12 protein-coding genes are annotated in these 11,781 nt (G+C 40.8%); 4 read left to right on the forward strand and 8 right to left on the reverse strand.

The window, feature by feature from the left end:
- Positions 1-20: 20 nt before the first annotated feature.
- From M1F91_RS03410 to M1F91_RS03420, 3 genes are read right to left on the reverse strand one after another with little or no spacing between them, the layout of a single operon-like run.
- Entirely contained in the window at positions 21-2,243 is a 2,223-nt protein-coding gene (locus M1F91_RS03410) for a heavy metal translocating P-type ATPase (RefSeq protein WP_247912643.1), read from the reverse strand.
- A gap of 9 nt (positions 2,244-2,252) precedes the next feature.
- Complete coding sequence (locus M1F91_RS03415; RefSeq protein WP_004252344.1) at positions 2,253-2,624, reverse strand: cupredoxin domain-containing protein; 372 nt, start codon at positions 2,622-2,624, stop codon at positions 2,253-2,255.
- A 10-nt stretch (positions 2,625-2,634) separates the two neighbouring features.
- Positions 2,635-3,030, reverse strand: coding sequence for a CopY/TcrY family copper transport repressor (locus M1F91_RS03420; protein ID WP_247912644.1), 396 nt, complete (start codon positions 3,028-3,030; stop codon positions 2,635-2,637).
- Between the two features lie 207 nt (positions 3,031-3,237).
- On the opposite strand from M1F91_RS03420, the gene M1F91_RS03425 reads away from it, so the two are divergent.
- Genes M1F91_RS03425 through M1F91_RS03440 form a run of 4 tightly spaced genes read left to right on the forward strand, consistent with a single transcriptional unit; the run spans position 3,238 to position 6,199 of the window.
- Complete coding sequence (locus M1F91_RS03425; RefSeq protein WP_247912645.1) at positions 3,238-3,918, forward strand: amino acid ABC transporter permease; 681 nt, start codon at positions 3,238-3,240, stop codon at positions 3,916-3,918.
- Positions 3,878-4,555, forward strand: a complete 678-nt coding sequence (locus M1F91_RS03430; RefSeq protein ID WP_247912646.1) for an amino acid ABC transporter permease — start codon at positions 3,878-3,880, stop codon at positions 4,553-4,555. The genes M1F91_RS03425 and M1F91_RS03430 overlap by 41 nt, the downstream gene beginning before the upstream one ends.
- The gene (locus M1F91_RS03435) at positions 4,556-5,314 is read left to right on the forward strand and encodes an amino acid ABC transporter ATP-binding protein (protein WP_049525881.1); all 759 of its coding nucleotides are present in this window, start codon (positions 4,556-4,558) and stop codon (positions 5,312-5,314) included.
- 18 nt (positions 5,315-5,332) lie between these two features.
- Complete coding sequence (locus M1F91_RS03440; RefSeq protein ID WP_004252332.1) at positions 5,333-6,199, forward strand: cysteine ABC transporter substrate-binding protein; 867 nt, start codon at positions 5,333-5,335, stop codon at positions 6,197-6,199.
- Between the two features lie 64 nt (positions 6,200-6,263).
- Here the strand turns inward: M1F91_RS03440 and pyrE are convergent, their stop codons facing one another.
- The 5 genes from pyrE to murD all read right to left on the reverse strand — a co-directional run bounded on the left by pyrE (position 6,264) and on the right by murD (position 11,524).
- Positions 6,264-6,896 carry an orotate phosphoribosyltransferase gene (gene pyrE / locus M1F91_RS03445; RefSeq protein ID WP_247912647.1) on the reverse strand — a complete coding sequence of 211 codons (633 nt, stop codon included), beginning with the start codon at positions 6,894-6,896 and terminating at the stop codon, positions 6,264-6,266.
- 31 nt (positions 6,897-6,927) lie between these two features.
- On the reverse strand, positions 6,928-7,629 hold the full coding sequence (gene pyrF / locus M1F91_RS03450; RefSeq protein WP_247912648.1) for an orotidine-5'-phosphate decarboxylase: 702 nt from the start codon (positions 7,627-7,629) through the stop codon (positions 6,928-6,930).
- 207 nt (positions 7,630-7,836) lie between these two features.
- Positions 7,837-9,102, reverse strand: coding sequence for an FtsQ-type POTRA domain-containing protein (locus tag M1F91_RS03455; protein ID WP_247912649.1), 1,266 nt, complete (start codon positions 9,100-9,102; stop codon positions 7,837-7,839).
- A gap of 9 nt (positions 9,103-9,111) precedes the next feature.
- Positions 9,112-10,170, reverse strand: coding sequence for a UDP-N-acetylglucosamine--N-acetylmuramyl-(pentapeptide) pyrophosphoryl-undecaprenol N-acetylglucosamine transferase (locus M1F91_RS03460; protein WP_247912650.1), 1,059 nt, complete (start codon positions 10,168-10,170; stop codon positions 9,112-9,114).
- 1 nt (position 10,171) lies between these two features.
- Positions 10,172-11,524, reverse strand: a complete 1,353-nt coding sequence (murD, locus tag M1F91_RS03465; RefSeq protein WP_247912651.1) for a UDP-N-acetylmuramoyl-L-alanine--D-glutamate ligase — start codon at positions 11,522-11,524, stop codon at positions 10,172-10,174.
- Positions 11,525-11,781: the final 257 nt, after the last annotated feature.

The raw sequence follows: 11,781 nt of genomic DNA on the forward strand, positions 1-11,781 counted from the left end.
GAAGAGATTTTCGAAGAGTATTAATCGACTTTAGTAAAATTAAGCATAAGAGAGCTGATTAAAACAGATACTGAACTAAAGGCCATGGCCAATCCTGCAAGTTCTGGATTGAGTACCAAACCAAGACCAGAAAAGACTCCTGCTGCAATCGGAATACCAATGAGGTTATAGATAGAAGCCCAGAAAAGATTGAGTAGAATACGATTAAAAGTCTTCTTACTCATATCAAAAGCACGTGCCAATCCTAGTAAATTGTTGGTTGTAAGGACAAGATCTGCTGATTCGATAGCAATATCTGTTCCAGAGCCCATGGCAATTCCGACATCCGCTACACTGAGGGCCGGCGCATCATTGATACCATCTCCAACAAAGGCCAATTTGCCATTCTTTTGAAGCTTGTGAATTTCATGTGCCTTTTCCTCTGGCAAGACATTTGCAATCACTTCTTCTATCCCAATTTGCTCTGCAATCGCATGGGCTACTCCAGCATTATCTCCGGTAAGCATAACAGTTCTAAGGCCACGTTTTTTCAATTTGGCAATAGCTTCTTTGGCATTTTCCTTAGGGACATCCTGCAAGGCAATTAAGCCTTTTAACTGACCATCCACGGATAGGAAGACAACTGTTTTTGCTTCTTTCTCAAGCAAATCAAATCGTTCTTGATAATCATGTGGAATAGCAAGATCAGCTAAAAGTTTGGCATTCCCCAGCAAGACTTGCTTCCCATTGATAATCCCAGTCACACCTTTTCCATGCAAGGCTTGGAAGTTCTCCACTGGGTAAAGACTAATTCCTAGCTCAGAGGCACGATTAACAATAGCTTGAGCTAGCGGGTGTTGAGATACATCTTCCAGTGAAGCAGCCAAACTTAGCACTTCTTTTTCATCACCAATAACATCTGTCACTACTGGCTTCCCTTCGGTCAAGGTTCCTGTCTTATCAAAAACAACTGTTTGGACTTTTTGGATTTCCTGTAAAACTGTACCATTTTTGAGAAGAATCCCCATCTTGGCACTTCGTCCTGTTCCAACCATGAGTGCTGTCGGTGTTGCGAGTCCTAGTGCACAAGGACAGGCAATTATCAAAACAGCAACTCCGTAGAGAAGTGAAGTCACAAAGCTATCTCCAAGTAAAACAAACCAGACCCAAAAAGTAAGAAGTCCTAAAATGACAACTGCTGGTACAAAAATCCCAGAAATCTTGTCTGTCAAATCTTGAATAGGGGCACGACTCGTTTGCGCTTTTTTCACAAAGTCCACAATCTGAGCCAACATAGTCTCAGAGCCCACTTTTTCGGCTCTAAAAATGATCGTACCACTATTATTGATGGTTGAACCAATGACAGCATCTCCAACTGATTTATCGACTGGAATACTTTCCCCAGTCACCATTGATTCATCAATACTCGTTTCACCTTCTAACACAGTCCCATCAACGGCAATTTTTTCACCTGGTCGAACGCGAATGAGATCCCCAACTTTGACTTGTTCTAGAGGGATTTGAACATAAACATCATCACGCAAAACCTCTGCTGTCTTTGCTTGTAGGTCTAATAATTTTTCGACTGCCTGCGAAGTATTTTTTCGCATTTTTTCCTCAAAAACTGCTCCCAAAAGAATGAAGAATAGGATAAATGCAGCACTTTCAAAGTAAACGGGCAGATCAGTGAAGAGGGCAACTAAGCTATAGAAATAGGCCACTAGGGTTCCCAGAGCAACCAAGGTATCCATATTGGAATTGTGCTTTTTAAAACTAGCCCAGGCGCTTCTGATATATGGAACTCCAGCTACCAGCATAATGGGTGTTGTGGCTAAAAAGGTGCCCCAACGCATAACTTGGTGACTAATTCCTCCTGTAGACATCCCAATCATGAGAATCACAAGAGACACAGTAAAGATACTAGTAATCCAAAAACGTTGTAAAAGACTGAGAGACTTTTTAGTTTTTTCAACAACGGTGTAGGTCCCCTTTTGCATCTTCATGCCACATGAAAATTCATGCTCGCCCAAGTCTTGAGGCGTAAAGCGAATGACTTTTTCCTCATCTTGAGCGATTGGTTCTAGGATCCCTTCTTCTTCGAAGAGAATTTCCTTATAACAGTTTGAAGGTGTCACACGATGAAAGGTAATCTCAGCAGGAATCCCTTTTTGCAGTTGAATGTGGGCTGGATGGTAGCCTTTGTCTGCCGTGATACGGATTTTTTGAACACCATTTTCAAGACTTGCTTTTACAATTTCAGTCATATCATTCTCCTATTCTACAATCATCTTACCGTGCATCATATTCATGCCACAAGAGAAACCATACTCACCTGCTTCTTCAGGAGTGATTTCAACCACATATTGGTCTCCCATAGGCAGATCAGCATGCACACCAAAGTCTGGGAAAACGATTTGGTCCAAGCAAGGTGAAGGATCTTTTCGATCAAAAATAATACGAGCTGGTTGCGATTTTTTGAGGATAATAGTTCCTGGAGTGTATCCCCCCATGACTTCCACTCGAATTTCTTGATAGCCATTTTTTTGTTGGGCTCTCTTAGCATCTTCTTGAGGTTTTTTGAAAAACCAAAAGAGGATAAAAGCAATCATTCCTAAAACAACAATAGATACAAATAGATTTAACATAGCGTCTCCTTTACATACAATTACATTTTACTTCTGTTACAGCACTTGCTTTTTTCTTTGAAATCACTTCCTCTAAGCCTTCCAAGTCAGCTAGGGTAAAGTCACATTCTTCAATCAAATCAGTTAGCAAGAGCTTCATCCTGCGAGAACAAAGCTTGTCTTTGATATCCTGAACCATTAAACCTCTACTGTCGTCTAGAGTTAAAAGGGCCGAATAGACAAAGGACTTGCCCTGCTTTTCTCGAGTCAAACATTCTTTCTCCACCAAACGAGCCAAGAGCGTCTGGATTGTGGACTTGGACCAGCTAAACCTTTTCTCTAATACTATTATGAGATCAGTACTAGTCTGTTCTCCCTGCATCCAGATAATCTTCATGACCTGCCATTCTGCGTCTGAAATCTGCATTGGCACACCTCCAAAATCTACATTTGTCAATTACAATTATCAGTATACTCTTAAAATCTACATTTGTCAACTGAATTTCCTAAAAATTTTAAAAATTCCCTTTCCAATAGATTTTGTCTATCATTGTGATAAAAAATACATATTATTCAAAGCTCTATTTTAATGCTACAATTACTGTATTATTTTCCTAGATAGGAGGTTCTACTTTTGGATTGGTCCATTGTTGAACAATATCTACCACTCTATCAAAAGGCTTTTTTTCTGACCTTGCATATTGCAGTCTGGGGAATTTTAGGTTCTTTTCTGGTTGGGCTACTTGTTAGCGTTATCCGACATTACCGCGTTCCTGTTTTCTCCCAACTGGCAACAGCCTATATAGAATTGTCACGAAATACACCCCTTTTGATACAACTTTTCTTTCTCTACTTCGGTCTACCTCGAATAGGGATTGTTCTCTCTTCAGAAGTCTGTGCAACAGTCGGGCTCATCTTCTTAGGTGGTTCCTACATGGCAGAATCCTTCCGAAGCGGGCTAGAAGCCGTCAGTCAAACCCAGCATGAAATTGGTTTAGCCATTGGGCTTACTCCATTTCAGGTTTTTCGCTACGTAGTTCTTCCACAAGCGACAGCGGTTGCTCTACCATCCTTTAGCGCCAATGTTATTTTCCTCATCAAGGAAACTTCTGTCTTTTCGGCAGTCGCCCTTGCTGACCTAATGTATGTTGCTAAGGATTTGATTGGACTCTACTATGAAACAGATATCGCACTAGCCATGTTGGTGGTTGCTTACCTTATCATGCTTCTACCTATTTCACTAGTCTTTAGTTGGATAGAAAGGAGGCTCCGTCATGCAGGATTCGGGAATGCAAGTACTCTTTCAGGGAAATAATCTCTTGAGAATTTTACAGGGATTGGGAGTCACAATTGGGATTTCTATCCTGTCTGTATTCTTATCTATGATTTTCGGAACGGCGATGGGAATTATCATGACCTCTCATTCTAGAGTGATTCGCTTATTGACACGCTTATATCTAGAATTTATCCGGATTATGCCGCAGCTAGTACTCCTTTTCATCGTTTACTTTGGCTTAGCTCGAAACTTTAATATCAATATCTCTGGGGAGACTTCTGCTATTATCGTTTTCACCCTCTGGGGAACAGCTGAGATGGGAGACTTGGTTCGTGGCGCTATCACTTCCTTGCCTAAACATCAGTTTGAGAGCGGACAAGCGCTTGGCTTAACTAAAGTGCAACTCTACTACCATATCATTATCCCTCAAGTTTTGAGAAGGCTTCTACCGCAAGCCATCAATCTTGTCACTCGTATGATCAAAACGACTTCCTTGGTTGTTTTGATTGGAGTTGTTGAGGTTACCAAGGTTGGACAACAAATCATTGATAGCAATCGCTTAACCATCCCAACCGCTTCCTTTTGGATATATGGAACCATCCTAGTCTTGTATTTCGCAGTTTGCTTCCCTATTTCCAAACTATCTACTCATCTAGAAAAACATTGGAGGAACTAAATGTCTGAAACTATTTTAGAAATTAAGGAACTAAAAAAATCCTTCGGAGACAATCCAATCCTCCAAGGACTTTCCCTAGATATTAAAAAGGGAGAAGTCGTCGTCATCCTAGGACCATCTGGTTGTGGTAAAAGTACGCTACTTCGCTGCCTCAATGGTTTAGAAAGTATTCAAGGAGGAGATATCCTGCTTGATGGTCAGTCCATCGTTGAAAATAAAAAAGATTTTCACCTGGTTCGCCAAAAGATCGGTATGGTCTTTCAAAGTTATGAACTCTTTCCTCACCTAGATGTCCTCCAAAACCTCATCCTAGGACCTATCAAGGCTCAGGGGAGAGACAAAAAAGAAGTCACTGAAGAAGCTCTACAACTACTGGAACGTGTCGGACTTCTAGATAAACAACATAGCTTCGCTCGCCAATTATCTGGTGGACAAAAGCAACGGGTAGCCATCGTCCGTGCCCTACTCATGCATCCAGAAATTATCCTCTTTGACGAAGTAACTGCTTCACTGGATCCAGAAATGGTGCGTGAGGTCCTGGAACTTATCAATGATTTGGCACAAGAAGGGCGTACCATGATTCTGGTAACCCATGAAATGCAGTTTGCCCAAGCAATTGCGGATCGCATCATCTTTCTAGACCAAGGAAAAATTGCTGAAGAAGGAACTGCTCAAGAATTCTTCACCAATCCACAAACCAAACGAGCACAAGAATTTTTAAACGTCTTTGACTTTAGCCAGTTTGGCTCATATCTATAATCAACAAAGGAGATTATTATGAAACTACTTAAACCAATTCTAACTGTTTTTGCTCTAGCATTTGCGCTTATCTTCGTCACAGCTTGTAGTTCAGGAGGAAGCTCTGATGCTTCATCTACAAAGGCAACTGCCAAAGCTCGTACTATTGATGAAATTAAGAAAAGTGGTGAACTTCGAATCGCGGTATTTGGAGACAAAAAACCATTTGGTTATGTTGACAACGACGGTTCTTACCAAGGTTATGATATCGAACTAGGTAACCAATTAGCACAAGACCTTGGTGTAAAGGTCAAATACGTTTCTGTTGATGCTGCCAACCGTGCTGAATACTTGATTTCTAACAAGGTTGATATCACCCTTGCCAACTTCACAGTTACTGACGAACGTAAGAAACAAGTTGACTTTGCCCTTCCTTACATGAAAGTTTCTCTCGGTGTTGTATCACCAAAAGATAAAGTCATTAAGGACGTTAAAGAACTTGAAGGCAAAACCTTGATTGTTACAAAAGGAACTACTGCTGAAACTTACTTTGAGAAAAATCACCCAGAAGTAAAACTCCAAAAATACGATCAATATAGCGATGCCTACCAAGCCCTTCTCGATGGACGTGGAGATGCCTTCTCTACTGACAATACTGAAGTTCTAGCTTGGGCGCTTGAAAATAAAGGATATGAGGTAGGAATTTCTTCTCTAGGTAACCCAGATACCATTGCACCCGCAGTTCAAAAAGGTAATCAAGAACTGCTTGACTACATCAACCAAGAAATCGAAAAATTAGGTAAAGAAAACTTCTTCCACAAGGCCTATGAAAAAACACTTCACCCAACATACGGTGATGCAGCTAAAGCAGATGACCTGGTTGTTGAAGGTGGAAAAGTTGACTAACATCTAATTAAATGTAACAAAAAGAAATCAGGTAACCCTAAGGGTTACCTGATTTTTATATACCTTAAACATTTTGCCAATTTTCTTGGTCTTCTTTGAAGCGTTTTAGGAGGTCAAGTCCTTCTGGTGTGATGTAACCTTCTTCTTGGGCTAGGTGAATGAGCTCACTGTAGTTTGAAAGAGTCACTAGTTTGACACCAGCATCCGTAAAGTTTTTATCTGCTTTTGGTAATTGATAGCTAAAAATTGCCACGACACCAAGCACATCTGCCCCTTCACGTTTAGCAGCTGCTACAGCTTCAAGAACCGAACCACCAGTTGAAATGAGATCTTCCACAACGACCATTTTTTGACCTTGGGCTACACGGCCTTCGATTTGGTTTCCAGCTCCATGATCTTTTGGTTTGCTACGGATATAAGCAAATGGCAGATTCATCTTGTCAGCGATGATAGCACCATGTGGGATACCCGCAGTCGCTGTTCCTGCAATCACTTCTACCTCTGGGAATCCTGCCTTGATGGCTTCCACAAAACCATTCTCAATTAAGGTACGTGTCTCTGGGTAGGCAAGCGTCACACGGTTGTCCGTATAAATCGGTGACTTGATACCTGATGCCCAAGTGAAGGGCTCTTCTGGTTTGAGGTAAACAGCTTGGATTTTCAATAGATGGCTAGCAATGTCTTTAGCAAGTGTCATGGGATTCTCCTTTGTATTTTAAACTATATTCTTATTTCCAGTCTTGTGTCCATTCATCCTTGATAGCATGATAAGTTGCTACTGGATCAGGGGCTTGAGTGATTGGGCGTCCAACAACGATATAGTCACTACCAATATGATAAGCATCTGCTGGTGTCATGACTCGTTTTTGGTCTCCTACTGCAGCGCCTGATGGACGAATGCCGGGTGTCAGACAAATAAAGTCTGGACTGATAGCTTCTTTGATGAGCTTCACTTCCTGAGCTGAACAAACCACACCATCTAATCCCGCTTCAGCAGTTTTCTTGGCATAGTGAATAACCGATTCTTGAAGACTGGTTTGAATATTTTGAAACTCTCTCATTTGCTCCTCAGAGGTTGAAGTTAACTGAGTGACAGCAATCAATTTGGCTTCTTTCCCAAGACCTTCACGCGCAGCCTTCATCATCTCAACGCCACCAGCTGCATGAACATTGGTCATATCAACGCCCAGATGAGACAAGACCTTCATGGCTGATTTGACTGTATTTGGAATATCATGGAGTTTAAGATCCAGAAAGACACTATGTCCCAAACCTTTCAGATAAGAAACAATCTCAGGTCCTGTAGCGTAATAGAGTTCCATACCTACCTTTAGATAGAGGCTCTCTCCTGCTGGAAAAAGAGCTAAAAATTGCTTGACTGTCTCAAAACTTGGAAAATCAAGAGCAATGACTGGACGAGCTTCGCGCATACTTTTCTCCTTTTACCTTTGTTAGCTAGAGAGCATGAAAAAAGGAACCTGCCTACAGCAAGGTTCCACGAAAAATGGGTAGTCTCCACCCTTTCACCGTCTAACCTTAGCTGCCTCTCTGGACTGCTTTAAAGGTTTTTTACTATTCTATTATTTAAAGCGGTACTTGTCAAGTAAAAACAAGTAACTGAACGAATCATCTTAAACTTAGCGACTCTGTGTTGTTTGAGTCGTCTGTGTTGTTTGATCTTGATTTCCTTGCTCAGCTTGTTTTTTCTTCTCTTCTTCCTGCTTCTTCTTTTCCTCTTCTTTGGCTTTGACTCTTTCGTCATCCAGAGCCTTATCCACTAGACTATAGCTATAAATACCGACCTCCATGTCAATACCGCTAGGAACTGTTAACTGTGGTTTTATCTTACTATAGTAAGGTAATTTCTTCCCTAGTTCTGATAATGGCACCAAAATCTCGTCTGTATCATACATGGTAATCTTTAGAAGGTCACTTGTTACCTTACTTGGTGCAAGTTCAATCTTCTCAATCTCTTGCTTAATTTCTGGACTAACTTCATTTAGCTGAGAAATTAGGGTTTTAATCTGTTCCTCATCGTTAAATAAAACAGATATGTATTTCTCAGGTAAGTTGTCAGAACTAACGGCAGTTGATTCAATGCTTCCACTAGATAAGATTGGATAATAGTTATCTCCTGAAACTGAATAGGCTACAATTTCAAATTCTTTAACTTCAATGGTGAAGTGAACTGGAAATTGATAAACTATCTTAGCCGATTCAATCCAGTGATTTGATTTGACCATTTCCGCATGCTTATCTTTATTTAAGATCAAGCTGATTGTATAGTCACTGTCACGAATTCCAGAAGCTTCTTTGACTTGGTCTGCACTTGTCTGAACCGTCCCTGTAACTTCAATATGTTTCATTGTAGCTAGAGGACTTAGAAGATAAATAGACAAGAATAAGATTATAAAACTTGGGACGAGGATTGTAACTGCTCGCCAGATATGTATAGAAGGAATGGCCGGTTTTGGAGGTTTACTCTTGGCTTTTGCCTTTTTCTGTTTCTTAACCTTTTCGTCAGCTTTTTCTTTCTCTACTTGATCCTGACTCTTAGAGTCTTCTTGAGGAGTTTCCTCCGAATCTTTCTCTTCATTTGAAGTCTCATCGCTAGTATCCGAATCCTTCTCTTCAGATTTTTCGGATTCTTCGTCCACTTCTTCAGAACTCGTAGAGTTTTCTTCCGTTCTTTTACTCAAATACTCCTGGTGTTGTTTTTGCCATTCTGACACTTCTTGAGCGCTTTCAGAAGACTCTGATACTTGTTCTTCTTTTTCACGAGCTTCTTCTTCGGCACGCTTCGCCTCTTCTTCAGCTTTTTTTTGAAGATATTCTTGATTTCGTTTTTGCCATTCTGACAATTCCTTGCCTTGAGTGTGCTGATTCTTTTTATCCTTTGACATCAATTTTCCTTATGATAAATCTTTTTTGAGTAGCTCATAAAAATCTGCCACAGATTTTAATTCCTGAGAATTCTTCATCTTGTTTTGGTATATCTCTTTGTTGGTCAAGAGTTGATTTACTTTTTCTTCTAAAGTTGACAAAGTCAAATCGCTCTCTTGCAACTCCTCAGCATAGCCTTTCTTCACAAAATAGGCTGCATTTTCAATCTGATCTCCGCGGCTGGCTTCACGACCCAGTGGCACAATGACGTGCAATTTAGCCATAGCAAGGAGTTCAAAAATCGTATTGGCACCACCACGAGTGATGACCACATCAGCCATATTCATGAGTGGTTGATAGAGTTCCGTCGCATAGTCAACACGGTAGAGGTTTGAACTTAGTTCATTTAAACTAGCATCACCTGTCAGGTTAATGATATTATAGCGACTAGTCAGCTCTTCCTTGTGGTCTGTTACTAGTTGGTTAAAGACACGCGCCCCAGCAGAACCTCCGACGAAAAGAAGAGTTGGTAGCTTATCGTTGAAAGAAGTTCGGATATCCACCATTTCTTCAGGTTCTTCCATAACTGGACCAGAAACCTTGGTCACAGCTCCTACATGTTCTACCTTAGTGAGACTAGACGCTTGCTCGAAAGTAGAGTACATCTTAGTCGCAAACTTATAGGAAATTTTATTGGCCAATCCCATAGAGAGATCAGACTCGTGGATGAAGACTGGTACTCTGCATACTCGCGCTGCGATAACAGGCGGAACAGATACAAATCCACCCTTAGAAAAGAGGGCTTGTGGACGAACTCGAAGCATGATAAAGAGCGATTGAAGAATTCCAAAAGCAACCTTAAAGACGTCAACCATATTTTGCCATGAGAAATATCGACGTAATTTCCCTGTTGCAATCGAATGGAAGGTAACATCTAAACCTGACTTGAGAATTTCATGATGCTCAATCCCATTTTTATCACCAATATAGTGGACTTCCCAGCCATCTTCAATGAACTTAGGCATTAACAAAAGGTTGAGGGTAACGTGTCCAACCGTTCCCCCACCAGTAAATACTATTTTTTTCATATTATCCCTTTAACTCCGCTACAGTGTCGATGAAAAGATCTCCACGTACTTCAAAGTTAGCATACATATCCCAGCTCGCATTGGCAGGACTGAGGAGAACGACATCACCTTCTTCCGCAAGTTCATAAGCCTTGCGAGTTGCATCAGCAATATCTGTCGCGTCGACATAAGCGACACCAGCCTTATCCGCTGCACGTTTGACACGTTCTGCAGATTGACCGAGGATAACCATTTTCTTAAGTCCAGTAATATCAGGAACCAATTCGTCAAACTCATTACCACGGTCCAATCCACCAGCAATCAAGATAACCTTGCTATTATCAAATCCTGACAAGGCTTTTTGAGTTGCTAAGATATTGGTTGACTTACTATCGTTGTAGAATTTAACGCCATTGATTTGGTCTACAAACTGGAGACGGTGTTTAACTCCTCCAAAGGCTGATAAGGTTTCCTTGATGGTTTCATTGTCCACACCACGCAGTTTAGCAACGGCAATGGTTGCAAGAGCATTTTCCACATTATGGCTACCTGGCACACCAATCTCATCAGCTGCCATGACCTTTTCACCACGGAAGTAAAGAAGACCATCTTCAAGATAGGCTCCGTCAACCTTTTCAAGTGTTGAGAATGGTACTACAGTCGCATTTGTCTTTGTCGCAAGTTCTTTAGCTAATTCCTGGTTGAAGTTCAATACTAGGTAATCAGCTACTGTCATATTGCTTTGGATATTCCACTTGGCTGCCACATAGTCTTCAAAAGAACCGTGATAGTCAATATGCGTTGGCATAAGGTTGGTGATAACAGCAATTTCAGGATGAAATTCCTGGATTCCCATTAATTGGAAAGAAGAAAGTTCCATGACAAGGGTGTCCTTATCTGTCGCAGTTTGAGCAACCTGACTAGCAGGATAACCGATGTTACCTGATAAGAGTCCATTTTGTCCTGCAGCAGTCAGAACTTCACCAATCATGGTTGTGGTCGTTGTCTTACCATTTGAACCCGTAATACCGACGATTGGTGCATCAGAAATCAAATAGGCCAGCTCAACCTCAGTCAATACTGGAATTCCTTTTGCCAAAGCTTTTTCAATCATAGGGTTGCTATAAGGAATACCAGGGTTTTTCACCATGAGGGCAAAATCTTCATCCAACAATTCCAAGGGATGACCACCAGTTACAACCTTAATCCCCTCTTCTAGAAGGCTCTGAGCTGCTGGATTTTCCTCAAAAGGCTTGCCATCATTAACTGTTACAATGGCACCCAACTTGTCCAAGAGACGAGCTGCAGACTCACCTGATTTGGCTAAACCTAGGACTAATACTTTCTTATTTTCAAATTGATCAATTCGTTTCATATCTAGAACTCCATTTCTACTCTTACTATTTTACCATTTTTATGAAAATAAAAAAGCCACAAAGGGCTTTCTTATTTGTTTTTTGTTATTTGGAAACTCAATTATCAAGTTCAGCGTCTTTGTTAAGGATTTTTTGCTACCAAGAAACATAAAAAAGCGGACAAGATCTAGTTCTGTTTCTTGAAACTAGTTTGTCCACTTTTTTTAGTTGAGATTGTTTTCTTGTCCAATCTCTATAATCTAAATACTGTCAGATT

The sequence above is a fragment of the Streptococcus sp. oral taxon 431 genome, from assembly GCF_023110115.1.
GTDB lineage: Bacteria > Bacillota > Bacilli > Lactobacillales > Streptococcaceae > Streptococcus.

Excerpts from the sequence above, each read along its gene's own strand:
- M1F91_RS03410 (WP_247912643.1), bottom strand. The coding sequence starts at position 2,243 with ATGACTGAAATTGTAAAAGCAAGTCTTGAAAATGGTGTTCAAAAAATC.
- M1F91_RS03415 (WP_004252344.1), bottom strand. The coding sequence starts at position 2,624 with ATGTTAAATCTATTTGTATCTATTGTTGTTTTAGGAATGATTGCTTTT.
- M1F91_RS03420 (WP_247912644.1), bottom strand. The coding sequence starts at position 3,030 with ATGCAGATTTCAGACGCAGAATGGCAGGTCATGAAGATTATCTGGATG.
- M1F91_RS03430 (WP_247912646.1), top strand. The coding sequence starts at position 3,878 with ATGCAGGATTCGGGAATGCAAGTACTCTTTCAGGGAAATAATCTCTTG.
- M1F91_RS03435 (WP_049525881.1), top strand. The coding sequence starts at position 4,556 with ATGTCTGAAACTATTTTAGAAATTAAGGAACTAAAAAAATCCTTCGGA.
- M1F91_RS03440 (WP_004252332.1), top strand. The coding sequence starts at position 5,333 with ATGAAACTACTTAAACCAATTCTAACTGTTTTTGCTCTAGCATTTGCG.
- pyrE (WP_247912647.1), bottom strand. The coding sequence starts at position 6,896 with ATGACACTTGCTAAAGACATTGCTAGCCATCTATTGAAAATCCAAGCT.
- pyrF (WP_247912648.1), bottom strand. The coding sequence starts at position 7,629 with ATGCGCGAAGCTCGTCCAGTCATTGCTCTTGATTTTCCAAGTTTTGAG.
- M1F91_RS03455 (WP_247912649.1), bottom strand. The coding sequence starts at position 9,102 with ATGTCAAAGGATAAAAAGAATCAGCACACTCAAGGCAAGGAATTGTCA.
- M1F91_RS03460 (WP_247912650.1), bottom strand. The coding sequence starts at position 10,170 with ATGAAAAAAATAGTATTTACTGGTGGGGGAACGGTTGGACACGTTACC.
- murD (WP_247912651.1), bottom strand. The coding sequence starts at position 11,524 with ATGAAACGAATTGATCAATTTGAAAATAAGAAAGTATTAGTCCTAGGT.